General features: G+C 68.8%; 26 protein-coding genes and 1 tRNA gene. 15 read left to right on the top strand and 12 right to left on the bottom strand.

The genetic code is table 11. The annotated features are described in order from the left end of the window. Positions 1–47: 47 nt before the first annotated feature. The 3 genes from PIR02_13355 to PIR02_13345 all read right to left on the bottom strand — a co-directional run bounded on the left by PIR02_13355 (position 48) and on the right by PIR02_13345 (position 1575). Positions 48–383, bottom strand: coding sequence for an Lsr2 family protein (locus PIR02_13355; GenBank protein ID WZH35751.1), 336 nt, complete (start codon positions 381–383; stop codon positions 48–50). A 77-nt stretch (positions 384–460) separates the two neighbouring features. Continuing rightward, on the bottom strand, positions 461–1219 hold the full coding sequence (gene budA / locus PIR02_13350) for an acetolactate decarboxylase (GenBank protein ID WZH35750.1): 759 nt from the start codon (positions 1217–1219) through the stop codon (positions 461–463). An 8-nt stretch (positions 1220–1227) separates the two neighbouring features. Further along, positions 1228–1575 (bottom strand): Lsr2 family protein, encoded by a 348-nt coding sequence (locus PIR02_13345; protein WZH39006.1) that lies wholly within the window; start codon positions 1573–1575, stop codon positions 1228–1230. 160 nt (positions 1576–1735) lie between these two features. Between PIR02_13345 and PIR02_13340 the strand changes: the two genes are divergently transcribed. From PIR02_13340 to PIR02_13300, 9 genes are all read left to right on the top strand, one after another. Beyond that, positions 1736–3235, top strand: a complete 1500-nt coding sequence (locus PIR02_13340; GenBank protein WZH35749.1) for an amino acid permease — start codon at positions 1736–1738, stop codon at positions 3233–3235. A 147-nt stretch (positions 3236–3382) separates the two neighbouring features. Continuing rightward, complete coding sequence (locus tag PIR02_13335; protein WZH35748.1) at positions 3383–5197, top strand: hypothetical protein; 1815 nt, start codon at positions 3383–3385, stop codon at positions 5195–5197. A 17-nt stretch (positions 5198–5214) separates the two neighbouring features. Next, on the top strand, positions 5215–5718 hold the full coding sequence (locus tag PIR02_13330; GenBank protein ID WZH35747.1) for a hypothetical protein: 504 nt from the start codon (positions 5215–5217) through the stop codon (positions 5716–5718). 258 nt (positions 5719–5976) lie between these two features. Beyond that, positions 5977–6891, top strand: a complete 915-nt coding sequence (locus PIR02_13325; GenBank protein ID WZH35746.1) for an efflux RND transporter periplasmic adaptor subunit — start codon at positions 5977–5979, stop codon at positions 6889–6891. Further along, entirely contained in the window at positions 6888–7706 is an 819-nt protein-coding gene (locus PIR02_13320; protein WZH35745.1) for an ABC transporter ATP-binding protein, read from the top strand. The genes PIR02_13325 and PIR02_13320 overlap by 4 nt, the downstream gene beginning before the upstream one ends. Further along, positions 7706–8998, top strand: a complete 1293-nt coding sequence (locus PIR02_13315; protein WZH35744.1) for an ABC transporter permease — start codon at positions 7706–7708, stop codon at positions 8996–8998. The genes PIR02_13320 and PIR02_13315 overlap by 1 nt, the downstream gene beginning before the upstream one ends. Positions 8999–9147: 149 nt before the next feature. Next, on the top strand, positions 9148–10005 hold the full coding sequence (locus tag PIR02_13310; GenBank protein WZH35743.1) for a CPBP family intramembrane metalloprotease: 858 nt from the start codon (positions 9148–9150) through the stop codon (positions 10003–10005). Between the two features lie 151 nt (positions 10006–10156). Next, on the top strand, positions 10157–10900 hold the full coding sequence (locus tag PIR02_13305) for an ABC transporter ATP-binding protein (protein WZH39005.1): 744 nt from the start codon (positions 10157–10159) through the stop codon (positions 10898–10900). Then, the gene (locus tag PIR02_13300) at positions 10882–12468 is read left to right on the top strand and encodes a hypothetical protein (GenBank protein ID WZH35742.1); all 1587 of its coding nucleotides are present in this window, start codon (positions 10882–10884) and stop codon (positions 12466–12468) included. Before PIR02_13305 ends, PIR02_13300 begins: the two co-directional genes overlap by 19 nt. Positions 12469–12570: 102 nt before the next feature. Here the strand turns inward: PIR02_13300 and PIR02_13295 are convergent, their stop codons facing one another. After that, positions 12571–13218, bottom strand: a complete 648-nt coding sequence (locus PIR02_13295) for a TetR/AcrR family transcriptional regulator (GenBank protein ID WZH35741.1) — start codon at positions 13216–13218, stop codon at positions 12571–12573. Between the two features lie 122 nt (positions 13219–13340). Here PIR02_13295 and PIR02_13290 point away from each other — a divergent pair, with 122 nt between their 5' ends. Then, the gene (locus PIR02_13290; protein WZH35740.1) at positions 13341–14843 is read left to right on the top strand and encodes an MFS transporter; all 1503 of its coding nucleotides are present in this window, start codon (positions 13341–13343) and stop codon (positions 14841–14843) included. Positions 14844–14944: 101 nt separating this feature from the next. Here PIR02_13290 and PIR02_13285 read toward each other — a convergent pair whose 3' ends face one another. Continuing rightward, entirely contained in the window at positions 14945–15700 is a 756-nt protein-coding gene (locus tag PIR02_13285; protein WZH35739.1) for an alpha/beta hydrolase, read from the bottom strand. A gap of 111 nt (positions 15701–15811) precedes the next feature. Here PIR02_13285 and PIR02_13280 point away from each other — a divergent pair, with 111 nt between their 5' ends. After that, on the top strand, positions 15812–16258 hold the full coding sequence (locus PIR02_13280) for a VOC family protein (GenBank protein WZH35738.1): 447 nt from the start codon (positions 15812–15814) through the stop codon (positions 16256–16258). On the opposite strand, the gene PIR02_13275 is transcribed toward PIR02_13280, so the two are convergent. The 6 genes from PIR02_13275 to galU all read right to left on the bottom strand — a co-directional run bounded on the left by PIR02_13275 (position 16243) and on the right by galU (position 20029). Further along, the gene (locus PIR02_13275; GenBank protein WZH35737.1) at positions 16243–16557 is read right to left on the bottom strand and encodes a hypothetical protein; all 315 of its coding nucleotides are present in this window, start codon (positions 16555–16557) and stop codon (positions 16243–16245) included. The genes PIR02_13280 and PIR02_13275 overlap by 16 nt on opposite strands. 43 nt (positions 16558–16600) lie before the next feature. Then, positions 16601–17083 carry a hypothetical protein gene (locus tag PIR02_13270; GenBank protein WZH35736.1) on the bottom strand — a complete coding sequence of 161 codons (483 nt, stop codon included), beginning with the start codon at positions 17081–17083 and terminating at the stop codon, positions 16601–16603. A gap of 125 nt (positions 17084–17208) precedes the next feature. Beyond that, positions 17209–17284: transfer RNA gene (locus PIR02_13265), tRNA-Ala, on the bottom strand. A 91-nt stretch (positions 17285–17375) separates the two neighbouring features. Continuing rightward, positions 17376–18425 (bottom strand): large exoprotein, encoded by a 1050-nt coding sequence (locus tag PIR02_13260; GenBank protein ID WZH35735.1) that lies wholly within the window; start codon positions 18423–18425, stop codon positions 17376–17378. A gap of 66 nt (positions 18426–18491) precedes the next feature. Beyond that, positions 18492–19115, bottom strand: coding sequence for a GNAT family protein (locus tag PIR02_13255; protein WZH35734.1), 624 nt, complete (start codon positions 19113–19115; stop codon positions 18492–18494). Positions 19116–19138: 23 nt separating this feature from the next. Further along, complete coding sequence (gene galU / locus PIR02_13250; GenBank protein WZH35733.1) at positions 19139–20029, bottom strand: UTP--glucose-1-phosphate uridylyltransferase GalU; 891 nt, start codon at positions 20027–20029, stop codon at positions 19139–19141. A 62-nt stretch (positions 20030–20091) separates the two neighbouring features. On the opposite strand from galU, the gene PIR02_13245 reads away from it, so the two are divergent. From PIR02_13245 to mscL, 3 genes are read left to right on the top strand one after another with little or no spacing between them, the layout of a single operon-like run. Continuing rightward, entirely contained in the window at positions 20092–20688 is a 597-nt protein-coding gene (locus PIR02_13245) for a 5-formyltetrahydrofolate cyclo-ligase (GenBank protein ID WZH35732.1), read from the top strand. 16 nt (positions 20689–20704) lie between these two features. After that, positions 20705–21013 (top strand): zinc ribbon domain-containing protein, encoded by a 309-nt coding sequence (locus PIR02_13240; protein ID WZH35731.1) that lies wholly within the window; start codon positions 20705–20707, stop codon positions 21011–21013. Positions 21014–21044: 31 nt separating this feature from the next. Further along, positions 21045–21464 carry a large conductance mechanosensitive channel protein MscL gene (gene mscL, locus PIR02_13235; GenBank protein WZH35730.1) on the top strand — a complete coding sequence of 140 codons (420 nt, stop codon included), beginning with the start codon at positions 21045–21047 and terminating at the stop codon, positions 21462–21464. A 289-nt stretch (positions 21465–21753) separates the two neighbouring features. Here mscL and PIR02_13230 read toward each other — a convergent pair whose 3' ends face one another. Beyond that, the gene (locus tag PIR02_13230; protein ID WZH35729.1) at positions 21754–25461 is read right to left on the bottom strand and encodes an AAA family ATPase; all 3708 of its coding nucleotides are present in this window, start codon (positions 25459–25461) and stop codon (positions 21754–21756) included. Positions 25462–25660: 199 nt separating this feature from the next. Here PIR02_13230 and PIR02_13225 point away from each other — a divergent pair, with 199 nt between their 5' ends. Then, positions 25661–26194, top strand: a complete 534-nt coding sequence (locus PIR02_13225; GenBank protein WZH35728.1) for a methylated-DNA--[protein]-cysteine S-methyltransferase — start codon at positions 25661–25663, stop codon at positions 26192–26194. Positions 26195–26285 lie beyond the last annotated feature (91 nt).

Below are 26285 nucleotides of genomic sequence, written 5' to 3'. Positions count from 1 at the left end.
AAAAAGAATCCGGATGCCGCGGGCCGCGGCATCCGGATTCTTCGGGGTCAGTGTGCGGCGTCGTACGCGGCGAGAACGTTCGTCGAAATGCGACCTCGCGAGTTGATCGCGTGTCCGTTCTTCTCCGCCCACGAGCGGACATCGGCGAGGTCTCGCGTCGACGTCGAGCGGCCACGAGATGCGCGGCGCCCCGAGGACAACGACCCGACGGGGCGAGCGGCGGCGGCGAACGGTTCGATTGCTTCTCGCAGCTTCTTCACATTCTTCTGGGAAAGATCGATCTCATAGGCGCGCCCCTCAATCGAGAAATTGATGGTCGCTCCGTCTTCGAGGACGGAACCGTCCAGATCGTCGATCAACTGCGTGATGTGCTTCTTGGCCATGCGCCGATCCTAAGAGGGTCGTTCTCTGGCCAGGATGCAAAACAAAGGAATTTCACCCCTCGACTAACCCGTCGAGTTCACCGCTTCCGGTCGTTCTCCGAAACGGACGCTCCGCCCTCAATGGACGCGATGCGGCGGTCTTCGTCGTGGGTGAGTTCACGCCCGAGGAATTCGTCATCCAAAGGCAGCTGGAGGGCGAAGCGTGCATATGGTGACACGCGCAGGACAGCGTCCTGCACGTCGATTTCGAGAACGTGTCCGCCGATGCGTCGATCGTCGCTGAGAAAATGCAGATGAAGCCCCGCGACCGTGACGCCCTGGTAGATGCGCGGCATCCAGAAACCGACGATCGCCCCACGCACGTCGTGCGAGACCGTTTCGATCTGTTCCGCCGCGACCTCCGCGAGCGGGCGGAAGGGCGGTTCCTGCCGACGCGTCACCCGGGTGCGTACCCGCGAGACGATTCCATCCAGTCGGATGGCGTGGAACAGATTGCGGCTGACCAGGGAGCTCGCGATGACCGCGTCCAGCGCGGTTCCGTCGAGATCTGCCACCGCCTGGGCAGCAGGTTCGCCGAAGGGACACAGGTCGACGAACGGCAGACCCTCATCGTCCTGCATCCGGCGGGGAGGGCCGTCAGCCGTGCATTCGAAGAACTCCCCGTCGACGACGACCACTTCTCCGCCGAGGCCTTCACAGCATCCGATACCGGTATCGCCGAAAGCACGAGCATCACGAACAGCGATGCCGGTCGAATACATTCCCCCGAGAAGCGCGTCGAGAACAGCGAACTGCGTGACGGCACCCGGGTGAACGGCGAGAGGGCGGTCGGCCACCGCCACGATCAGGACTGCGCGGCGGAATACGCCTCGAGGACCGTCGCGGGAACGCGACCTCGATCACTCACGGTGTGCCCGTTGGCGCGGGCCCACTCGCGGACGGCACCGAGGTCCACATCGCTGTCACGGCGGGTCGCGCGAGGGCGGCGGGAGTTCGTCGCCGGGCGCGACACCGACCGCGCGGCATCGACGAACGGGGCGACGGCGTTGTAGAACTTATCGGCATTACGGTTCGACAAATCAATTTCGTACGCACGGCCTTCGACCGAGAAGGTGATCTGCTTTCCTTCACCTTCCTCGAGAACCGAGCCGTCGAGATCGTCAACAAGATGAGTGATGTGCTTGATAGCCATGATGCGTAAAACATTACACCTGTAAGGAATGCCGATGTGCATTGCGTTCTTCCGATACACCCTCTCGTCATGCCTCGACGGGCGATAGGCACGCGCATCGAGAAGCGCTATCCTCCCCGTGGCGTCCGCTCGGAGGACGCCCCGACAGAGAGGGTTGCGCGTGAGCCTATTCCGCACGAAGTCGGTGGAGCAGTCCATCGCCGACACCGATGAGCCGGAGTTCCGTCTCAAGAAATCCCTCACTGCCGTCGACCTCACCGTCTTCGGAGTCGGCGTCGTGATCGGCGCCGGCATCTTCACCCTGACGGGGCGCGCCGCGCACGATGTCGCCGGTCCCGCCGTGGTGATGAGCTTCGTCATCGCCGCGATCGCATGTGGCCTCGCCGCCATGTGTTACGCGGAGTTCGCCTCGACGGTGCCCGTCTCCGGGTCGGCCTACACCTTTTCCTATGCCTCTCTCGGCGAATTGTTCGCCTGGATCATCGGGTGGGATCTGATCCTGGAGATGTTCCTCGGTGCGAGCGTCGTCGCCCAAGGATGGAGCGCCTACCTCAGCACGTTCCTCGAGCAGCTGGGGATCATCCTTCCCGAGGCGATCCGTTCCGGCGGTGTGGTGGACGTGCCCGCAATCCTGCTCGTCCTCGTTCTCGGCGGCCTGATGACCGTCGGCATCAAGGAATCGCTGCGGGTGAACCTGGTGCTCGTCGCGGTGAAGCTCTTCATCGTCCTGTTCGTGATCGTCGCCGGCATCCTGTTCATCAATCCCGCCAACTACGACCCCTTCGTCCCGCCGTCCGCTCCCACGGAAGCGGCATCCGGATGGACGCAGCCCCTGCTGCAGTTCCTCTCCGGAGTGGAGCCGGCGACCTTCGGTGTCGGAGGAATCCTCGCGGGCGCTGCGCTGGTGTTCTTCGCGTACATCGGCTTCGACGTCGTCGCCACCACGGCCGAGGAGACCAAGAACCCGCAACGGGACCTTCCGATCGGCATCATCGCGTCGCTCGTGATCTGCACGGTCCTCTACTGCGCCGTCGCCGTGGTCGTGACCGGAATGGTGCCCTTCGATGAGCTGAACCCGAAGGCCGCACTGGCCGAGGCCTTCGCGACGCGGGGGCAGACGTGGATGGCCACCGTCATCGCCGCCGGCGCCGTCGCCGGTCTCACCACCGTCGTGCTCACGCTGCTCATCGGCGCCACGCGCATCATCTTCGCGATGTCGCGCGATCGTCTGCTGCCTGGGAGCCTGGCCAAGGTGCACCCCCGCTTCCGCACCCCGTGGGTGATCTCGATCGTCGTGACGGTGATCGTCGCCCTCGTCGCGGGTCTCACACCCGTCGGCGTCCTGGAAGAGATGGTCAACATCGGCACGCTCTCCGCGTTCGTGCTCGTGTCGATCGGCGTCGTGGTCCTGCGCCGCAAGCGTCCTGACCTCAAACGCGGCTTCCGCGTCCCGCTGAGCCCGGTGCTGCCGATCGTGTCGGCCGCGATCTGCACGTACCTCATGCTCAACCTCTCGGTCGAGACCTGGCTGCGGTTCCTCATCTGGTTGGCACTGGGCTTCGCGATCTACTTCGCGTACTCGCGCACTCATGCCCGCCTGGCGACGGGCGCACCGCTCGACCCGACCGCGCCGCGCGTCGTCGCTCCGCCCATGGAGTGATCGACCCCGGACGCCGGGACCCTGCCGCCCACGAGACGGCGTGGGTCCCGGCATCCGTCGGAAGAGCCCGCGAGAGCGGATGCCGTATCGGACGGGTTCACCGCAACCCCTCGACCCGTTTCCGACCTCTCAGTAGGCTCTCGGACCGTGACGATTCCCTTCGACGACGCGGCGGCGCAGGCGCTGATCTCGGCCGCCGACACCGCCGCGGACGTCGTCCGCGGTCAGGGCTACGGCCGCCACGGCATCGTGTCGCACACCCTCGATGAGTTCGAGGGAGCCTACGCGCGGGCCTTCGCCGCCGGGTCCGTCGTCGAGGCCGAAGACCGGGGCATGCTGGCCCGGGCGCTCGAGGACCTTTCCGCCCAGGTCGGCGACGCCGCGCGCCGTGCAGCGGACGAACGCGAACGGCTGGAGAACCTGGCCGCGTGGACCGCGCGCGACGCCCAGCGGCAACAGCAGGGCGCGCTGGCCCCCACCAACGTGCTGGTCGCGACCTGGTACGACCCGCGGCCCTCGGACTACCCCGTGTCCCCGCCGAGCGTCTCGGCGTCCTTTCTCGCCCGGGAGCGTTCTCGGGCGGTATCCGACTGCATCGGGGGCGGCCGCACCTCGGCCGACCCGGACCGCCTGAGGTCCTTCGTGTCGACCGTCGCTCCGCTCGACGCCGCGCTCGGCGAGCACCTCAGTGCGGTACGTACCGCGTGGACGGGTTTCACGGCATCCTGCTCGTGGGTCCCGGTCGATCGGGCGACACTGCTGGACGGGTGGCAGCGTCTCCTCGACGAGAACACGACGGACGCCGCGTGGATCGGGGGGATCGCCGATGCGTTCGACCGCGCGGGATCGGGCACGCTGAGCGATCTCGACGTGGCGCTGGCCACTTCCGCCGCGTTCCCCCAGTCCACGCAGGACCTCCTGCTCAGCGGGACGCTCACGACCGAACAGGTCGCCATCGCCTGGGCCGTGCTCGCGCAGAGTCCCTCCGCCGACACCGGTGCTTTCGTCCGACAGTGGGCCGATGTGCTGGGCAGCCTCGACGGACTCCCCGCGCTCGTCCGCGTCGAGGCGAACAAATACCGCGTTCCCGGGCTTCTGCGCGCCGCCGAGATCGAACTCGCAGCCCTCGAGAACAGCGACGACGAAGACGAGCAGTCGCGCGCGGAGGCGATCCGCAACGAGATCGCGTACCTCACGAGCGTGCAGACGGGTGACGTTCAGCTCTATCTCTACGACCGCGACCAGTCGCGCATCGTGGAGATGATCGGCACTCCGGGACCCGACACCACGCGGGCGATCACCTACGTCCCCGGGACCTTCACCGGAATGAATTCGTTCTACACCGGTGGTGTGCAGCAGATCGCGCAGTATCTGACGGCCCAGGTGCCGGGGACCGTCGCCTTCGTCTACAAGGACGGCACATTCCCCGGCGAGCAGAACAACGCGAAAGACCCCGACATCTGGCGCATCCTCGAGGCGAACGACAAGGATGACGCGCGCGACGCGGGCCGACAACTGGCGCAGTTCGAGGAAGGCATGCGTTCGGACCCCTCGCTGAGCGGAGTCGAGCAGATCGGGATCGGCCACAGCTGGGGTGTGGCGAATCTCACCAGTTCCGAGGTGGCGGGATCCGAGTACGACCAGGTGATCTCGCTCGCCGGCGCGGGGATGCTGCCCGAGTGGGAGGCGCGGGACGAGACGACCTACACGGATCTGTCGTACCACGACATTTTGATGCACGCCCAGTCCAAGGGTGTGGTCTGGGACGGGAAGAACCCGCGCAGCAACGACGCCTTCGCGCACGGCCCCTTCTATGTGGGCCCCGACGACGCGGAGCTCGACGGTCGGTTCGTGGACGGCGACGAGTGGGGAATCCTGATGGACAATCACAACCTCATCGCCTCGAACAACGACGACAACAAGCAAGCCCTGGAAGATCTGAGAACGTTGGTCGCGCAGTGAAGCGGAAGAAGCTCTGGATGGCCACGGTCATCGCCCTGGCCGTGACCCTCTCGGGATGTACGACACCGCAGGAACCCGCACAGCAACCGACGCAAGAGGAGACGCCCGTGGCCGACATGACCTGGCAGGACGCGAAGGCAGCGACGCAGGCGACCGAGACGGAGATCGCCGGACGCATTCCCGCCGACGAGGTCGCCAGTGTCGCCCAGCTGCCGGAGGGCACACTCATCTCCTGCGGCGACGGGGGCCACTCCTGGAACGGATCGACCACGGTGACCCTGCGCGACGGGGTCGACGCCGACGAGGTCGTGAGGGCCCTGGAGCCGCAATTCGCCGGCGGCGAGTACGACGTCCGCACCCGCAGCAACATCGCCGGCAAGTACGAGGTGCAGCTCGTCGCACCGGATCGCACCGAGAACTACATCATCGCCGAGGACGTCACCCCCGGGACGGTCCGGATCAGCTCCGCATCCCCCTGCTTCACTCTTCCCGACGGTGTTTATCCGGGCGGCACTTTCTGACACTGTCGGTGTGCGGGCCGACCCCGCCCACCGTGTCAAGCTTCGCGATATGTGCGCGATATGTCCTTCCCTCTAGGGTGAGAAGCGTTTGTCACTGACGATCACCGCTCCGGGGGGTTTCATGGGGATCGCACGCACCTGGGTTTTCCGATCCTGCGTCTACTGCTCGTCGCGCTGGTCGCGGCCGCTCTCATCAAGCTGGCGTTCTTTCCCGACCGCCCGGTCGACGATTCTCCGGCTCTGCCCACGGGGGCGATCGTGGAGCCACGGGTCGCCGCCGCACTCGGCACCATCACCAACGACGTGGTGGTCACCGCCACGGTGGCATCCGACCCCGCCGTCGCTGTGAAGTCGACCGCCGGGGGCACCGTGAACAAGATCTTCATCGCCCAGGGGTCAGGGGTGAATCAAGGCGATGTCATCTTCAACGTGAAGGTGCCGATCGAACGCGATCCCTCCGACAGCGTCGACGAGGAGGGCAAACCGAAGCCCGCGATCTTCCGCTACGAAGACGTCACCGCCCCCGCGGGCGGAACCCTCAGCTCGCTCGCGGTCATCGAGGGCCAGGAGGTCACGGTCGGGATGGCGGCGGGCAATGTCGCTCCGCCGAGCTTCTCGGTGACGGGAACCCTCGAGGCCGCGCAGCAATACCGTCTGCTGAACCGTCCGACGGACGCGACGGTCGCGATCACCGGAGGACCCGCCCCGTTCACGTGCACGAATCTGCGCCTCGTCACCCCGCTCGCTGGGAGCACGGGCGACGGCGAAACCGGCGGCTCGAGCGCGGGTGGCGGGTCATCGACGGGCGGCGGCTCGGGGACGACCGTGACCTGCGCCGTCCCGGGCGAGGTCACCGTGTTCGCCGGCCTCGCCGCCGAGCTGACCATCGCCGGCGGTAAAGCGGAGAACGTGCTCGTCGTCCCCACCACCGCGGTACGCGGCGCGGCACAGAGCGGCACCGTGTGGGTGTCGACCGCCGACGGAGCGACCGAGGAGCGTCCCGTCGCTCTCGGGCTCACGGATGGCACCCAGGTGGAGATCACCCAGGGGCTGAACGAGGGAGACGAGGTCCTGGAGTTCGCTCCGGGCGCCATGGCGGGGACGGGGACGGGAGAGAACTGCACCACGTTCCCCGACGGCACGATGTTCTGCGACGCGGTACCGGCGTCGTGAGCCTGCTGCAGCTCGAAGACGTCACACGCACGGTCATCCCTCCGGACCAGCCCGCGCTCACGATCCTGTCGGGCGTGAACCTGACGATCGAGCCGGGCGACCACGTGTCGATCGTGGGCCGCTCGGGATCGGGCAAGTCGACACTTCTCAACCTGCTGGGACTGCTCGATCTCCCCACGAGCGGTGTGATCACCTTCGACGATCGTCCGGTCAAGAGCTACTCCGGGGCGCGGCGCGACCGCCTCCGTGGGTCCTCGATCGGCTTCGTGTTCCAGCAGTTCAATCTCCTGGGTGGGCGCACCGCGCTCGAAAACGTCACGATGCCGCTGCTGTACTCGTCGGGGCGCACATTCTGGCAGCGCAAGAGGATCGCCGCCGAGATGCTCGACCTGGTGGGGCTCGGGCATCGGCTGAACAGCATGCCCGATCGCCTGTCGGGCGGTGAGCAGCAGCGCGTCGCCATCGCCCGCTCACTGGTGCGCGGGCCGCGCCTCATCCTCGCCGACGAGCCGACCGGAGCGCTCGACCTCGACACCGGACAGAGCGTCATGGAGCTGATCGACGAGGTCGCCGAGCGTACCGGGGCCGCGCAGGTGATCATCACGCACGACCCGATGATCGCGCGGCGCGCGCGTCGACACTTCCGGTTGGATCGCGGCATCCTGACGCCCGTCGACGATCCGGCCTTCGAACCGCAGACCCGCCGGGAGATCCGCGAGATGGCACCGGACCCCTCGCCCGGCGAAGAGATCGCCGACGATCCCGACGTGCTCGAGCTGTTCTCCTCCGAGACGACCGACCGGGCGGAGGCGTGATGCGCGCGCTGACGAGCTTCGTCGGGTCGCTTCTCGAAGCCTGGCAAGAGGTGCGCGTGCACCGCACCCGCGTGCTGCTGTCGCTCATCGGCGTCGCCGTCGCCGTGTGCTCGCTCACGACCGTCGTCGCCCTCGGGGCGATCGTGCAGCAGGCCAACCAGGAACTCAGCGAACGCCAGGGGGGTCGTCCTGCGACCCTGTACGTCTCCGCCTTCCGCCTGAACGGGACGATCGACCCCGAGCAGATGGATGCGGCCTGGTCGGAGATCCTCGACCGGTACGACATCTCCTATGCCTCCCGCGTGCAGGGGTCGGTGCAACTCGTCCCCTTCGCGACGGGCTCGGCGCAGGTCGGAACCCAGGCCGTCGACCAACCGTTCGGCGAGATGCACCGCGTCCGGCTCGTCGAAGGCTCGTGGTTCTCGCCGACCGACGAGGAGCAGCTCGCACCCCGCCTGGTGGTCAACGAGGTCTTCTGGGACCGGATGGGACGGCCACCACTCGAGACACATCCCGTCGTCGCCCTGGGCGGCGATGGCGTCCCGGGGGCGGCATCCGGGATCCCGGCCGGCGGCACGCTCGCCGTCGTCGTCGGCGTGACCCCGGCCAGCACGTGGGAGACCGAGCCCTCGATGTTCATGCTGGCCCGTCACGCCGCGGCTCTGCAGAAAGCCACCGCCGGAGAGCGCGGATCGGCTGCCGCGGAGGCGGATCCCTACAGCGGCGGGGGCGCCCCGCAGAGCCAATACGAGATGTGGGTGCCTCCCGAGCTCGCCGACGCCCTCACATCCGCGGTCACGCGCGACCTGAAAGGCGCGCTCGGCGAGGGGACCGAGGTCAACGTCTCGCGCCAGGACTGGGCGCAGTACGGTGACGACCCGTTCCTTGTGACCAAGCTCGTCGTGATCGGCATCGCCGTCCTCGTGTTGCTGCTGGGGGCGCTCGGGCTGGTCAACATCGCCCTCGTCACGGTGAAGCAGCGGGTGCGGGAGATCGGCATCCGTCGCAGCTTCGGCGCGACGGCGAGCCGCGTGTTCTTCGCGGTGATGATGGAGAGCGTGGTCGCGACGGTCGTGGCCGGTGCCGTGGGGGTCGTGGCGGCGATCCTGCTCGTCCAGTCCCCGGCGACCCGTGACCTCGTCGGGCAGGGCATGGTGAGCGACTTTCCCCCCTTCCCGGTGGATGCCGCGGTCACCGGGCTCATCGCCGCCACGGCCGTGGGGGCTCTCGCGGGTCTGCTGCCAGCCCTCGTCGCCGTTCGTGTGAAGGTCATCGACGCGATCCGCTACTGATGGGGTGAAGGCCGGGGTGAGCGCCCCGGGAGCGGCGCGCGGTCGCACTACGTTCGGGCTGCCCGTTCGTCGCAAGGAGACCCGTGTCGTCGACGTCACTCGCCCCCATCGCCGCCTTCGAAAGCACACGACGCCCCGAAAGACGTCGCGTGCTGCAGCTCGTCCTCGGGGTCGTGCTCTATGCCGTCTCGCAGGTCGCCCTGACGCTCGGCGCCGTGCTCGTGTTCGGGCTGACCAGCGACGGCGAGGGCAGCGCGACGGTCGGAGAGATCCTCTCCGCGCCCGGGCCCGCCGCGCCCGTCGGCTTCCTTCTCGGCGCGGTGGTCAGCGTCCTCGGTTTTTTCGCGATCGTCCGGTTCGTGTCCGGACGTCGAGTCGTGGAGTTCTCCGCCCCCGGCGCCGGTCGGGAGATCGCGTGGGGACTGATCATCGGCGTCGGCATCGTCGCGGCCGCGGTCGCGATCCTCGCCGCGCTCACGGTCTACCGGGTCGTGGACGTGCAGCTCGGGTGGGGCGTCCTGACCGGGCTCATGTTCGGTCTGGGGCCGGCGGTGATGGAGGAGATCTTCTTCCGCGGCATCATCCTGCGCATCCTCGACGACTGGATGGGCTCGTGGGGAGCACTTGCGATCGTCAGCGTGGTCTTCGCATTGGTGCACTCTTTCAGCTCCCCCGCAGGCCCCGTGGCTGCGGTGTTCGTCCTCGTGTCCGCGAGCCTCGTCATCAACATGGCGTGGTTCCTGACTCGGCGGTTGTGGCTGCCGATCGCTCTGCACCTCGGGCTCAACGCCGCGCAGGGCGCGCTGTTCGGCCTGCACGTGTCGGGCAACGACACCGGGCAAGGACTCCTCCGGGCCGACATGGTGGGGCCCGACGTGCTCACCGGCGGGGCCGTGGGCGGCGAGGGGTCCCTGCCGTTCCTCGTCGTCGCCCTGCTCGCGGGCATCGCCATGACGGTCGCCGCCGTCCGGCGCGGCGTGATGCTGCCTCGGCGCCGCAGCGCGTGACGCCCGACTCGTGCCACGACACGCGGGTCTCGCGGGCCGACGGCCGGCGGGATAGGTTCGTGGGGTGACCGACCCCTCGCACGCCGCGCCGCCACCGTCCGCCCTGCCCGACGGGGTGGTTCCCCCGGCAGCGACCGATTCGCTTCCCGCGATGGACATCACCGGTCTGGTGAAGCGCTTCGGCGAGAAGACGGCCGTCGCGGGTCTCGACCTGCGTGTGCCGGCCGGATCGTTCTACGGTTTGGTCGGCCCGAACGGCGCCGGCAAGACGACGACGCTGTCGATGGCGACGGGACTTCTTCGACCGGATGCCGGGACCGTGCGCATCCACGGCGTCGACGTCTGGGCGCAGCCCGTCGAGGCGAAGAAGCTCATCGGCAACCTCGCCGACGGCGTCCGGCTGTTCGATCGCCTCACCGGCGAACAGCTCGTGACCTACACCGGCATGATGTTCGGTCTCCCGCGCGACGAGGTCGCTGCGCGCACCGCCGACCTGATCGCGATCATGGACCTCACGGAAGCCGCCGGCACGCCCGTGGTGGACTACTCCGCGGGTATGACGAAGAAGATCGCGCTCGCGTGCGCGCTGGTGCACGCTCCCCGTCTGCTCGTGCTCGACGAGCCGTTCGAATCCGTCGACCCCGTGTCGGCGGCCAACATCGAGGACATCCTCCGGGGGTACACCGCCTCGGGAGGCACGGTCATCGTGTCGAGCCACTCGATGGATCTCGTGCAGCGCATGTGCGATCACGTCGCGGTCATCGCGCAGGGCCGCCTTCTGGCATCCGGGACCGTCGACGAGGTACGCGGCGCCCAGACGCTGCAGGACCGTTTCGTCGAGCTCGTCGGCGGTCGCCACCACGCGGAGGGGCCGCAGTGGTTGCGACAGTCCTGAAGATCAGGTTCCGCGTCCTGGGCAACAGTCTCGCCCGCAGTCCCATGCAGTTGGTCGGGTTCATCTTCGGCGTGATCGGCGCGCTGTGGATGCTGCTGTTCGCGGCCGTCGGCCTGTTCTTCGCGGGCACTCTCGGCTTCGACGTCGCCCGAGCGATCGTGACGGCCGCCGGGGCCGTGCTCGTGCTGGGGTGGGTGCTCGGTCCGATCTTCGCCACGGGCGTCGACGAGACCCTCGACCCGGCGAAACTCGCTCCGTTCCCGATGACCACGGCGCAGATGATGATTGCGATCACCGCGGGAGGACTCACCGGTGTCGGCGGCATAGCCACGGTGCTGGCGAGCCTGCTCACCTTCCTCGTGTGGGTGCACGAGCCGGTGTCCGCCATCGCGGCGATCGTCTGCGTGCCGATCGGGGTGCTCATCTGCGTCGTCGCCTCGCGCACGGTCGCGGCTCTGGCCTCGGGCATGGGCGGAGGACGCCGCACGCGAGAACTCGTCGGTCTCGTCGCGTTCGCCCTCGTCATCTTCGCCAGCCCGCTGCTGATCGGCATCATGAACGCGGTGCAATCCGCCACCGAGCAAGGCCTCCAACTCACGTCGTTCGTCACCGCGATCTCGTGGACGCCGGTGGGCGCGGCGTGGGCTGTCCCGGGCGACCTGGCGACCGGGTCCTGGCTGACCGCGATCCTGAAGTTCCTCATCGCTCTCGCGACCCTCGCCGTTCTGTGGGTGCTGTGGTTCCGTAACCTGTCGGCCTCCGTCATCGCCCCTCCCACCCGGTCGACGGCGCGACGCACGACGGGGTCGCTCGGCTGGTTCGGCATCATGCCGTCGACCCCGGTGGGCGCGACCTGGGCGCGGTCGCTGACCTCGTGGACGCGCGACATGCGCTATCTGCGGCAGCTCTTGCTGATCCCGTTCGCACCGATCATCGTGCTCCTCTACTCGCAAGGAGACGCCACGGGTCCGTTCTTCGCCCTGTCGGGGTTGCTCGTGGGGTTCTTCGCGGGAGTGCTGCCGTACTCCGACATCTCGTACGACGGCACCGCTTTCGCGACCGTGCTGCAGACGGGGATCCGCGGGCGTGCCGACCGGCTCGGTCGCACCCTCGGCGTCGCCAGCATCGCTGTGCCTCTCGTGGTGATCGCCGATGTGGTGACGGTCGCGATCTCCGGGCGGTGGGAGCTGCTTCCCCCCGTGCTCGGAGCCTCCCTCGGCCTCACGCTCATCGGCTTCGGCGTCAGCGCGGTCAGCTCCGCGTTCCTCGTCGTGCCGACACCGGCACCCGGCGACTCCCCCTTCAAGCGCGTTCCCGGCTCGTCGTTCTCGATGTTCCTGGCGTTCTTCGCGTGCTGGGTTCTCGTCGCGGTCCTCGGCCTACCCACGGTCATCCCGGCGGTGATCGCCACCTTCGCCGGATCGAGCGTCGCCGGCTGGATCGCGTTCGGGATCGGTCCCGTCTTGGGCGCCGCGGTCCTCGCCGCGGGTGTCGTGCTGGGCGGCCGGCGGTTCGACACAAACGGACCGAGTCTGCTCGCGCAGCTGCGGTCGTTTCAGGGGGCCTGAACGAGATCGCCCCTCCCCAACCGAGAGGTCGAGGGTCGAAACGATCTTCGCGTCATGGTCACGGCCGATGGCGCGTCACGGTGACGCCGTTGCCCGGCACCCTCACGCCGAGGGGATCACTCCCAGGGCAGGCAGGATGACATCGTCGATCACCGAGATCACGTAGTCGGGGGTGATGGGCTTCCGCAGCATCAGGGTTCGATAGCAGATCATCGCGGATCCGACGGAGGCGATCATGTCGATGTCACGGTCGGCCGCGACCTCGCCACGCTCGACCGCCCGTCGGATGAGCGTCTTGTTGAGCTCCAGTCGCGGAGTGACCAGTGCTGCTTGTGCGGCCTCGGCGAGCTCGGGCGAGCGCGAGAGCATCGAGACGATACCGGCCATGACCTGGAGCTTCTTCTCTCCCTCTTCGATGGAGAGGGGCTTGACCATCGCCACGAGATCGCCGCGCAGGGTGCCCGTGTCGGGGAGCTGCTGGTGGCGCAAATCGTCGCGCTTCATGCACGCGACAGCATCCAGCACCAGCTCGCCCTTCGACGCCCAGCGCCGATAGACGGTGGCCTTCCCCGCTCGCGCTCGGGCGGCGACCATGTCGATCGTCATGCCGTCGTAGCCCTCCTCGGAGAGAACGTCCAGGGCGGCACCGAGAATGTCGGCATCCCGCGATCGATCGCGCTTGCGACCGGGACCGGACTGCTCGGGAGCGGCGTCGACGGCGTCTGCGTCGACGAGATCCAGCGGCGTCATCGCAGCTGACCACCTCTTCCTCTGTCACGGCGGTGATGCCGGAGTCCCCAGTCTACGCGCAGCGAAAAGATTGTGGAACTGTTTGTTTCCGGAACTGCTTCGTTCCGTATAAGGTGGCGGCCATGACTTCCTCATCGACCCCGGCGCCGCCCTCACGCCGCCGCTGGCTGACGCTCGTCATCGTCGGCCTCGCCCAACTCATGGTCGTGCTCGATGCGACCATCGTGAACATCGCCCTGCCCGCCGCTCAAGCCGACCTCGGTTTCTCGAACGGTGACCGGCAGTGGGTCATCACGGCCTACTCCCTCGCCTTCGGCAGCCTGCTGCTCCTCGGCGGCCGGCTCTCCGACCTGATCGGACGTAAGCTCACCTTCGTCATCGGCCTGATCGGTTTCGCCGTCGCGTCGGCGTGGGCGGGCGCGGCACCCGACTTCACGACCCTGGTCGCCGCTCGCGCCCTTCAGGGTGCCTTCGGGGCTCTCCTCGCCCCGACCGCCCTTGCGGTCCTGACGACGACCTTCACTGTTCCGAAAGAGCGCGCCCGCGCATTCGGCGTGTTCGGGGCGATCGCCGGTGCCGGAGGCGCTGTCGGCCTCCTGCTCGGCGGGGTGCTGACCGAGAAGCTCGACTGGCGCTGGAACCTCTACATCAACGTCGTGATCGCCGTCGTGGCCGTCATCGGAGTGCTCCTCTTCGTTCCGCGCATCGAACGTCACGGGCCGCGACCCCGGCTCGACGTCCCGGGCACGCTCCTGGTCTCGGCGGGTCTGTTCGGTGTGGTGTTCGGCTTCGCGAATGCGGAGACCGACGGATGGGACTCGCCGCTGGCCTGGGGCACCCTCATCGCCGCCGGAGTCCTGCTCGCCGGCTTCGTCGCCTGGCAGAGTCGGGCAGCCCATCCCCTTCTCCCCCTGCAGGTGCTGCGCGACCGCAACCGGGCGGCGGCCTACATCTCCATCCTGGTGGCCGGTGCCGGGATGTTCGGCATCTTCCTTTTCGTGACCTACTTCTTGCAGGTGTCCCTCGCCTTCAGCCCGATCCAGACGGGGTTGGCGTTCCTGCCGATGATCGTCATGCTCGTCCTCGCCGCGCAGCTGTCGACCAACCTCCTCCTCCCCCGCTTCGGTCCGAAGATCATGGTGACGGCCGGAATGACGCTCGGTGTGCTGGGGATGCTGCTCCTCACGCGCCTCGACCTGGACAGCTCGTACGTCGCGAACGTGCTGCCGGCACTCGTGGTCATGGGAACGGCGATGGGCACGATCATGCCCGGCTCGATGCAGACCGCCACGCTCGGGGTCGACCGGCACTTCGCGGGCGTCGCATCCGCGTTGGTGAACACGAGCCAGCAGGTCGGCGGCTCGATCGGAACGGCGATGTTGAACACGATCGCCGCCGCAGCCGCGACCGACTACATCACCGCCCACTCCCCCGCCACCCCCGACGTCGTCGCGAGCGCCGCGGTGGCGAGTTACTCCACGGTGTACTGGTGGGCCGCCGGGATCTTCGCCCTCGGTGCCGTCGTTGCGGGAGCATTGTTCCGCACGCGCTCGTCGACGGCGGCGCTGCTCGCCGACCGCCCGCCTGTGACGGACGAAGCCGCAGAGCCGGTCGTCGCGCACTGACGATTCCGCCCGAGAGCGACACCTCCACCGAGGCGTACGCACAACGGCGCAGGGAGACCCTGCCTGTCGGGTCCGTGCCTCCTCGGCGCGGGCCCGACATCTCAGCGGACGAGAGCCTCGATGCGTTCGACGAAGCGCGCGGGGTCCACGAGGTGCGGATAGTGGGTCGGGGGCTGCCAGATCTCGTGCTCGGTCTGCGAGATCTCCTGCTGTAGCCACGCCGCGTACTCGGGTCCGGCGTCGAGACCGGTGATCACGAGGTACGGGACGTCCGCCGGAATCCGCGTCAGGCTGCTCACCAGTTCCGTCACCTCCTCGGGCGAGTCTTCGAGCAGCGGCCGCCACATCCCGAGGACCACGTCTTGCTTCGGAGACCGGATGCCGTCGACCCGCGCCATCTCGTCGGCACCCAGGCCGCCCGCCATCTGCGCGAACATCCCCTCGATGAACAGGGGGAAGTCCGCTCCGCGCAGCATCGCTTCCGCCTGCTGCACCTGCCCCTGCATGCCCGCGAGCTGAAGGGGCTGATCCACGTTGACGATCGCGCGCGCGGGGAAGAGCGCGCCGTAGGCGGTCGCGACGATGCCGCCCATCGAGTGCCCGACCACCACGGGCAACTCCGCGGGGATCACGTCGTTCTCGGCGAGCTGCGCGAGGGTCTCGTGCACGTCCGCCGCGAGCGTCGGGATGTCGTACGGCGCCTCGACCGCGGAGGCGCCGTGGCCGCGCAGGTCGACCCGAACCACGGTGAAGCTCCCGGTCAGGTCGACCGGATCCCAGCTGCGGCGATCCTCGGTGATGCCATGGAGGAGGACCAGCAGCGGGCCGGAGCCCGACACGTCGTGGGCGAGGATCATGACTTCTCCCTGAGGGGCGAGCGGGCTTTGCCCGAGCCTATCCGGCTCTTCCTGTGGCGCGTGCGGCCGGTCTAGGGTGAGGGCCGAATCCCCGAGCAGAAGGATGCCTCGATGTCGACCTCCCTCGTCGTGTACGTTTCGTTCGCCGGCGCCGCCCGCGAGGCGATGACCTTCTACCAGTCCGTGTTCGGCGGTGAGCTGTCGATCCATACCTTCGCCGACTTCGGCATCCCCGACGCTCCGGCCGACGGCGTCATGCACTCCGAGCTCTCCACCGACGGCTTCACGATCATGGGCGCCGACGGCTTCGACGAGCCCGCCGAGGGCTGGGGCAAGAGCCGGGTGCACGCGGCCTTCATGAGCGACGAGACCGACCGCGTGCGGGGCTTCTACGACCGCTTCGTCGAGCGCGGCGCTCAGGTCACGCAGCCCCTGGAGAAGCAGGTCTGGGGCGACCTCTACGGCGAGATCGTCGACCCGTGGGGCGTGGCCTGGATGTTCAACATCGCGGCGCCCGGCGGGTGGGCCGAGGAAAACGCCGATCAGGAACAGGTGTAGGTCACACCGTCGACGTAGTGCGTTCCCGGACCGAGGTCCGCGCACTGGGCGAACAAGTTTCCGAAGACGGCGATCAGGACGATCAGGACGATGACGGATCCGACCAGGAGCACGGCTCCGACGACGATGCCGATGACCGCGGGAGTGTTCTTGTAACCGGCGCGCGTGGACTGCACGAGCGCGACGATGGAGAGGATGAGCCCGATGAGGTTGAACGGGAACGCGGCGATCAGGCCGATGATGCCGAGCGTCTTTCCCGGGTAGGTCGTTCCGGCGGGGGCGGGCTGCGAGGTGGTCACGGTGGTCTCCTGGGATCGAGGGTGGGGGAAGCGGTGAGAGAGTTCAGCCCCCGAAGAGTCGCCCGAAGAAGCCCTTCTTCTTCGTCCAGCCGTTCTGGTCGAGGAAGGCGTAGAGCGGCTGCTTGATGCGGTCGGTACCGAACGACCATTCGGCGCTGGTGCCGCTGCCCTCGGGGGTGCTGACGTGCGTGCCCGCGACGAATCCCGCGGAGCGGCGGGTCTGCGACCCTCGGAAGGTGGAGGTGCCCCCGCTGAGGTGGAACCCGCCCCCCGCGGTGAACCCGCCCTTGAGCTCGCTCGAGGTCTGCTGCTCGTGCACCTCGTACGTGTTCGTCTCGGGGTCGAGCGTCACCTCGATCGAATACTCCTCGTCGATCTGTCCCGCGCCGAGGAGAGCGATGTAACGCACGTGGGCGACATCCCAGGATCCGACGATCCGGCCGTCATCGACACGGAACACGAACGGAGAATGAGGGCTGTTCAGCTCGCCGACGCGGGCGAGGAGATCGGGTGCGGAGGTGGCCATGCCCGGGGATTGTATCGACGTGCTCACGCGCGGGCGAGGCCTGGCGCGGGGCCGGGAAATCGGCAAGCGCAGGGCACCGGAAACGTAGACGGCGCCCTCCGGGAGGAGAGGCGCCGTCTGGAGAGTGGTGGACCTGAGGGGATTCGAACCCCTGACCTCCTCGATGCGAACGAGGCGCGCTACCAACTGCGCCACAGGCCCTGACAACCCCACAACACTATCACGCTACGGACCGCGAACCCGCCCCCACCGGGAGCCCGGGCGCGTCATGCCGGCAACGGCATGAGGACCCTCACTGTCCTGAAGCGCGCCGCTCGAGGAGCCGGCGAACGTGGTCTTCGATCTCACTGTCGTCGACGTAACCCATCGCCGCATAGGGCGACGCCGCGGTGGCCGGGCGGGCCGTCTCGATCGACGTCGGGGCCTGGGCGGCGGCGATCTCGCGCGCGGCCTCCTCGCGCGCCGCGGCGCGCAGGGCCTCGCGGGCGAGCTGCTCGTCGACCACCGCGGCGGCACGGGAGCCCGCCGAGGCGACGAGCGGCCGCGGGAGTTGGCGCGGCGTCCAGGTCTGACGCGGGGCGGGGGCGGCCGGAGCGAAGTCCTGCACCACCGGGGCGACACGGGCCTCGGCGACGACCGCGGGTCGCACGGCCGTCCGCGAGGCCACCAGCGCGAGTCGGCGAAGGAGAAGGAGGGATGCCACGACCCCCGTCAGGCCCGCGATGAGCAGTACCGCTCCAGCCCCGGTCGCGACCATGACGGTTCCGGCGGCGGCTGCGATGACGCCCGCGAGAGCGAAGACGGAGGTGGCGAGACGGAAGCGGCGGCGAGCACGGGAACGACGCGCTTCGGGCTGCGCCACCGCGGAGGCGCGCTCGACGCGCGCCCGCTCCACGGCGACGGCGCGTTCGGCGCGGGACTTCTCCAACGCGGCGGCGCGCTCGGCGCGGGCGACCTGGACGGCGGCCGCGCGTTCGGCCCGCGCGAGCTCGAGGGCAGCAGCGCGCTGCTCTTTCACGACGTCGCGGTCACGCGCGTTCTCGAGACGAGCGACCTCGAGCCGGGCCTTGGCCTCAGCGAGCTCGATCTCCGCCTTGTGCGCCTGCACCTGGCGCGCGATCTTCTGCTGCTGGTGGGCCGTGCGCGCAGTCAACTCGAGATGGACCTCGCGCGGGGTCTCCGCCGTTTCGGCGAGCACACGGAGGGCCTGGTTGAGGCGGACGGCGTTGCGTTCTGCGGAGGTGAAACGGTGCCGACTCTGCCACGACGGCAGAAGATAGACGAGCCACAGCGCGACCGCGACGAAGACGATCACCCCGCCACCGAGAACCTGTCCACCCATGTGAACACGGTAGGTCACGGCGAGGTCACAGCCCCGCATCCTCGCGCGTGTCGTCGCCGCGGACTCTCAGACCCGGTCGGCCGGGGGAACGCGCGCCGCGTCGGGCGGGACCTGACCGCGCTCGTAGCGGTCGAGCACCCCGTGCGGCACCTCCTCGCGCACGAGCGCGAACGCATAGTGGTCGCGCCAGTCACCGTCGATATGGATGTACCGGCGGCGCAGTCCCTCGTACCGGAAGCCGAGCTTCTCGACCACGCGCAGACTGGCGTGGTTCTCGGGGCGGATGCAGATCTCGACGCGGTGAAGATTCAGCGCCGTGAAGCAGACATCGGTCGCCATAGCCACGCTGATCGTCGTGATGTTGCGTCCGGCGAAGCCCTCGGCGACCCAGTAGCCGATCGTCGCCGATGCGAGCGAGCCACGCGAGACCCCCCAGACATTCAGCTGTCCGGCGACCTCGTCGTCCCACTCCATCACGAAGGGGACGCCGAGGCCGTCACGGTACTGCTGAAGGAGCCGGCGGATGCCCAGCCGCATGTCGAATGACACCGGGCCGTCGGGGCTGGTCGCCTCCCACGGCCGCAGCCACGAGCGGTTGTCGATCAGCTGCTGCTGAAGGACGCGCGCGTCGCGGTTGCGGATGAGACGGATCGACACCTCGCCGTGCCGTCGAGGGACGGTGAGATCCATGGCATCCTGCCGTATCAGGGGGTTCAGAGACCCGCCGCGAACTCCTTGAACCACGGGCGCAGCGCCGGGCCCAGGTCGTCACGGTCGGCGGCGAGCTGAACGATCGCCTTGATGTAGTCGACGCGGTCGCCGGTGTCGTAGCGACGGCCGCGGAAGACCACGCCGTACACTCCCCCGCCGTCGCCGCCACCGTTCGCCAGTTCTTCGAGGGCGTCGGTCAGCTGGATCTCGCCGCCCTTGCCGGGTTCGGTGTGCTCCAGGATGCCGAACACATCGGGCCCGAGGACGTACCGCCCGATGATGGCCAGGTTGGAGGGCGCGTCTTCGGCCTTGGGCTTCTCGACGAGCTGCGTCACCTTGACCACGCCGTCCTCTTCGGTGGGCTCGACCGCGGCGACACCGTAGAGGTGGATGTGCTCGGGGTCGACCTCCATCAACGCGATGACGGTGGCGTTGCGCTTGTCGTACTCCTCCATCATCTTCGTGAGCAGCGGGTCGCGCTCGTCGATGAGGTCGTCGCCGAGGAGAACGGCGAAGGGGTGGTCTCCGACGTGGCTGCGCGCGCGGAGCACTGCGTGGCCGAGGCCCTTGGGCTCGCCCTGACGGACCATGTGCACGTCGGCGAGGTCGGACGAGTGCTCGACCTTGGCGAGCTTGTCGCTGTCGCCCTTCTCGCGCAGCTTCGCCTCGAGCTCGGGCATGGAGTCGAAGTGGTTCGCGATGTTGTTCTTGTTGCGGCCGATGATGATGAGGACGTCATCGATGCCGGCGCCCGTGGCCTCCTCGACCACGTACTGGATGGCCGGCTTGTCGACGACCGGCAACATCTCCTTGGGCATGGCCTTGGTGGCCGGAAGGAAGCGCGTACCGAGTCCTGCGGCCGGGATGACGGCCTTGAAGGGCTTATGAGGCATGCGGATACCCTACTGGTGTCCTGTGACGGCGTCGCGCCGGGACGCGCAATTACACTTACTCCATGCCCGACAGCATCGAGCAGGCCAAGCGCGCATTGCGCGCCGATCTCCGCGAGCGACGCCAGATCCTTTCCGCGCACGCGCGGGAGGTCGCCGCCGACGGCATCAAAGCCCAGCTCGACTCGCTGGTCGAACGTCTCGGTGCGCGCAGCATCTCGTGTTTCCTCTCGACGACGACCGAACCCGGCACGCGCGCTTTCGTCACCGACGCGGTGGCACGTGGCATCCGGGTGCTCCTGCCGATCACGCGCGAAGACGGTCTGCTGGACTGGGCGGTCGCGACGCCCGACGCCGACATCTCCGAGGGGCTGTTCGGACTCCCCGAGCCCGTGGGCGACGTTCTGGGGCCGATCGCGGTCAACGACGTCGACCTGCTGATCATCCCCGCTGCGGCCGTCGACCGCAGCGGCATGCGCCTCGGCTGGGGTCGCGGCTACTTCGACAAGACCCTCGGCTCGATGGAGAAGTGCCCTCCCGTCTACGCCGTCATCTTCGACTCCGAGTTCGTCGACGATGTCCCACGCGACGTGCACGACCAGCCCGTCTCGGGCGTCGTGACCCCCACGCGCACGGTACGCATCCCCGACACCCCCGCCTGACACCCGAAAGAAGCCCATGCCCACCTACTCGTATGCCTGCAAACAGTGCGGACACCGTTTCGACGCCGTGCAGTCCTTCTCCGACGCCGCCCTCACCGAGTGCCCCGAGTGCGGAGGCGACCTTCGCAAGCAGTACGGCTCCATCGGTGTGACCTTCAACGGCTCGGGCTTCTACCGCACCGACTCACGGGGTTCGTCGAGCACCGGTTCGTCGAGCACCGGTTCGTCCAGCGGTGGGTCGAGCAGCTCGACGAGCGCAAGCGGTGGCGGATCGTCCACGACATCGTCATCATCGACTTCGACGGCGTCCTCGTCGTCGTCCTGACACCTCGCACCACGACCCCCGGGAGACCAGCGTGATCAAAGGATTCAAAGAGTTCATCCTCCGCGGCAACGTGATCGATCTGGCGGTCGCGGTCGTCATCGGCGCGGCCTTCACGGCGGTGGTCAATGCGATCGTGAGCGCGATCATCAACCCGCTGGTCGAGATCTTCTACAAGCCCAACGAGAACGGTGACCTCGGACCGACGATCACCGGGATCTACGGCCAGCAGGTGACCTTCCCCCTCGGCGGCCTGCTGACGGCGATCATCAGCTTCTTCGCCGTGGCCATCGTGGTCTACCTCGTCTTCGTCTATCCCATGAACCGGTGGAAGGCGATCGCCGCCGCCCGCGCCGGTGTCGGCGACGCGGCATCCGAGGAGCCGAAGCTCCCGACCGAGCAGGAGCTGCTCGTGCAGATCCGCGACCTGCTGGAGCGCCAGAACAAAGCCTGACGGCGTTCGTGACCGGGCCCGCGCTGCGTTTCAGCGCGGGCCCGTCCCGTCAGTAGTGCGGCGGCACGTCGCGCAGCATGCGGTCGTCATTGGGACCGGATGCCGCCGGCCCGGGGCTCGCGCCCCGCTGAGGATCATCGGCCGGTGCCGGCTCCGCCGTCGTGCCCGGCGCCGGCAGCAGTCTCGCGCGGCGGGATCCGCGGACCCGGACGATGGGTTGACGCTCCTCGCGCGGAGCGCTGCCATCCTGCGCGCGCTCGGGTTCCGGTTCGACCGCGGTTCCCACGACTCAGCCGGGCAGGTCGAGGGGCTCGGTGGTCGAGCCGGGCTCCGCCGAGTCGTCGGGGGCGATACCGAGCAGCTCCGCGATCCGGGATGCCACCCCCGCGGGGTCGCTGTACAGGTCGAAGGCATGGACGCGCACGTAGTGCCATCCGAGGCGCCGCAGGATCTGCGGGCGGAGCCGCAGGGTCTCCCGCAGCGATTCGCCGATCGTCTCGGGATCGCTCTCGGCGACGACCGCCTTGCCACCGTGACGGGCGACGAGCGGCAGGAGACCGCGGTAGTCGAGGTCGACCTCGACACCGAGGGCGCGGAGTTCGCGCGCGAGAGCTCGTGTGAGCGGATCGGCGAGGTCCTCGAGGCGGCTCTCCCGGCCCCGCGAGGCAACGGAGCCGAGGATCCCCATGAGGGTCGCCGCGCCGTGCTCGAGACGTCCGTCGTCGAACGCCGAGGGCCGGATGGACGAGACGATCACCATCGAGCGCCGCGCGCGCGTCATCCCGACCGTGAGAAGTCGCTCGCCGTCCGGTGTCGAGAGGTCACCGAAGTCGCTCAGCACGCGGCCGTGACGGGTCAGACCGAAGCCGAGGGAGAACACCACGCGGTCGCGGCTCTCGGCCACCGACTCCTCGAGGGTGAGCACGGCGAAGGGCTCGGCGGCATCCCGTGACACGAAGGCGGCCACATCGGAGCGGCCGGCCAACGCCGCCTCGACGGAGGCGCGCACGCGCTCGGCGTGCGTGCGACTCGCGGTGACGACCATGAGCGACTCGGAGGCCCGGTTGACCGCGTGCTCCACGACGATGCTGACGACGCGGGCGACCTCGGCATCCGGGCTCTCGACCGCACCGCTGACCGGGTGGGGCGCGCCCACACCGTTCTCGACGTAGTCGACGCTGAGGCTCCCCCGACCGAGGTACGACCCGGCCCACGGGAGCGAGACGATCTCGCCGCCGTAGAACGCGTCGTTCACGAGTTGAGCGAGGTCTTCGCCGCCCGCGCGGTAGCTGCGGGTGAGCGTCTCGACGGGAAGGAGCTCGGCGACGCGCTCGAACACCGAGATCTCGTCGAACGGCACGTCGTCGGCCTCGTCGGGCACGGGCGCGATCGAGGCGCTCACCCGGAAGGGCGTGGGCTTCTGCACGACGGGGTCGCCGAACAGGACCACCTGGCGGGCACGGCGGAGCGCGGGCGCCGCCTCCGCGAGGCAGAGGGCCGCCGCGTCGGCGATGATCACGACGTCGAAAGCGAGATCGGTCGGGACGTCGGGCACCTCGTAGGGCGAGGCGAGCCACACCGGCGCGAGCGTGCGCAGCAGCGTGGGAGCGGCATCCGAGATCTCGGTCGCGGTGTGCAGGCCGTCCTTCAAGGACCGCTTCAGAGCGGCAGCCTCGTCAGGGTGGTCGACGATGCCGATGCGCCACTGCTTCGCGAGCTCGGCGGCCAACAGCGGTCCCGCCGCAGCGGCGTGCGCCTCGTCGACGAGCCGGAAGTCGCGCTCGAGACGATCCACGACCGCCGTGTTGGCACCGAGGAGCGCGCGATCGGTGCGCAGGAGGTGTTCGAGGGCGGATTGCCACCACGCGAACTCGAGCTCGTCGCCGACCCGTTCCTCCGGAACGTGGCGCACAGACAGCTCCACGAGAAGCGGTTCGAGTCCGAGGCGGGCGAGCTCCGACCGCAACTGCGCGCGCTCGACGAGATTGTCGAAGAACGTCGACTCGGCGGCGAGCCCCGCGAGCGTGCGGACGAGTTCGTGGACGGGGAGCGTCGCGAGGCGCTCGGACCCCTGACGTCCGAGAATCTGGTCGAGTTCGCCGAGCAGGGCATCGACGCGCTGCCACGCGACGTGCACGTCGGCGAGCCCCAGCGGCACCTCGGGCGTCACGCCCGCTTCGACGACACGCTGCCACTCGGTGCGCTGCTGCTGAATGCGCACGAGCGCCTCGTACATGTCCGTCACGTGGACGCCCGGGCGCACGTACTCCTTCGACAGGCGCTTCAGGCGGCGGCGGTTGGGGCCGCTCATCGGCGAGGCGTCGCGGCGGGGCGAGTGCGCATCGATCAGCTCACCGAGGGGGCGTTCGAAGACGCTCGGGCTGAACCGGTCGAGCGACTCGCGGATCCCCTGCAGAAGCTTGAGGTAGGCGCCGAGCTCGGACACCGTCTGGAACGGGCGCATGCGCGTCTGCGCGATGAGCTCGTATCCGCGCTCGAGCAGGCGGGGCACATCGTGCGTGTGGAGCTTGCCCGCGAGATCGTGGGCGGCGCGCGCGTCTTCGGTCCGCGTGAAGCTGACGCCGTACCACGGGGAGTCGTCGGGGCCGAAGCGGAACTCACCCAGTCGGGCGGCCATCGCCAGAGCGCGCGCGGCGGCGTCGCGACGACCGGCGAGCCGTTCGAGGGTCGCCAGGTCGAAACGCGCCGCGGTGGAGGGCGGCGGGGAGGTGGATGCCAGGGCCGTCAGCGCGCGCAGCACGTCGAGAGCGGAGACACCCAGGGCCAGATGCGGCTCGGTCACGGCCGAGCGGTAGTCCCGCAGCACGGTACGCAGGCGGACGAGCGCGTCGTCGATCTCGGCGACCTTCGGCTGCTCCGCCTTCTCGTTACGGCCGATCGCGCGGATCAGATCGCGGCGCACGTGGTTGGGCGAGACCGCGAGGCCGGTGAGTCCGACGCCCGCCAGGCGATGCCGGATGCCGTCGAGGGTCGAGCGACGCGCGCTGACCACGAGGACGCGCTTCCCGTCGTGAACGAGCTGACCGACGGCGTTGATGACCGTCTGGGTGCCACCGGTTCCGGGGAGCGTGTGAACGGCGAGCGAGTGCCCGGCCACGATGCGCGCGAGGACGCGCTCCTGCTCGGCATCGGCGTCGAGCAGCAGGGTGTCGGCTGCGGGTGTGCGCTCGTCGGGGCTCACGACGACGGGATCGTCGCGCCGGACCGTGATGCGCGCGCGGTCGTCGGCGTGGCCGGCGAGAGCGTTCAGCAGGGTGTCATCGAGGTGCTGGGTGTCACGCGCCATCCCCGAAGCGACATCGGCGAACGACGAGATGACGAGGCGGGGGTGCACCACGAACGTCGGAACGTGCGTGGTGAGGCGACGGATGTGGTCGATCACCGGCTGCGGTTTGAACACGCCCTGGTCGTAGGCGAGGCCCGCGAGAGCCGTGCTGTCGATGTGGATGCCGAGGTGCGTGCGGAACGCGCGGGCGAGCTCGGGATTCATCACGAACGCCCCGTGGAGCTTGAGCTCGAAATCTCCGTTGTGTCGACGGATGGCGAGCGGACGCAGGAGGACGGGCGACGACCACTCCACTCCCCCGATCTTCCATGCGGCGAGACCGACGGCGAGATGAACGGGTTCGAGACCTCGCGCGGTGCGCAGCTCGACGTTCTTGGCCGTGATGCGCTCGGCGGCGAGTCGGGCCGTACGCAGGGCGACCTCGTCGCGGAAGAGGTTCGACAGCAGGGTCGCGCGTCCGGTGATGAACTGCGGCAGGGATCCGGGGTGCGCTTTGGTGATGTCGATGCCGGCGTCGAGCGCGTCGTCGAAGCGCAGGAGCGTCGAGCGACCGCCGAGGGCCGCGGCTTCCGACCGGATGCGGTCGCGTTCGGGGTCGGCGACGTGGCGCACCACGATGCCGGGTTCCGACAGTCGCAGCTCGCCCGGATCGACGGTCGACGCGGGCACGTCTCCGTCGACACCGCTCACGGTGCCATCCTCAGCTCGCCACACACCTGCCAGACTAAGCCGGGCACCTGAGGATCGGGCGTAGCCGGTGCGGGTTTCGCGGGAATCCGCGACACGCCGTCGGATCGGCTGTTCCTCCCGAGGGTGCTGTTTCGCGAGTTCGTCCCCCGCGGGCCTTCTGTCCGCCGCGGGCCGTCTCGCCGCTCACGAGGATGAACGCATGAACACCGTCACCAGCACCGAGTACGACAGTCCGGTCGGCCCGATCCTCCTCACCTTCGTCGGCGACGCGCTCGTCCGATTCGATGTCGCTCACGACGGCATCGACCTCGCGCGGGCCGAGATCTCCCAACGGCTCGGGGTGGTTCCGGAGCCCGATCCCGAGGTCGGTGCGGCGCTCGCATCACAGCTCGATGAGTACTTCGACGGCGCACGGCGCCGGTTCGACCTTCGACTCGACTGGCGCCTCGTGCAGGGTTTCACCCGCGCGGCCCTGGAGGCGACGCTCGACGTCCCGTATGGAGAGGTCGCCTCCTACGGCGAGGTCGCCATCCTCGCCGGAGCGCCCGGAGCCGCTCGCGCCGTGGGCACCGCGTGCGCGAAGAGCCCGTTCTCCATCGTCGTCCCGGTACACCGCGTGGTGCGGGCCGACGGGTCGATCGGCGAGTACGGCGGTCACCCCGACGTCAAGGAGTACCTGCTGTCGCTCGAGAACGAGGTCGTGCTGCGGGATGGTCTGCACGAGAGCGCGTGATGGTCGGCCCCCAGAGGTTCGTCGGGGCGCTCGCGCGACGCGAAAGGGCCCGGCCCCCTCGGCTCACGCCGACGGGACCGGGCCCGGAGCG

The organism is Microbacterium enclense, from assembly GCA_038182865.1.
Classification (GTDB): Bacteria; Actinomycetota; Actinomycetes; order Actinomycetales; family Microbacteriaceae; genus Microbacterium; species Microbacterium enclense_B.
The sequence above is the reverse complement of the archived record's forward strand: the minus strand, read 5'-3'. Positions and strand labels throughout refer to the sequence as shown.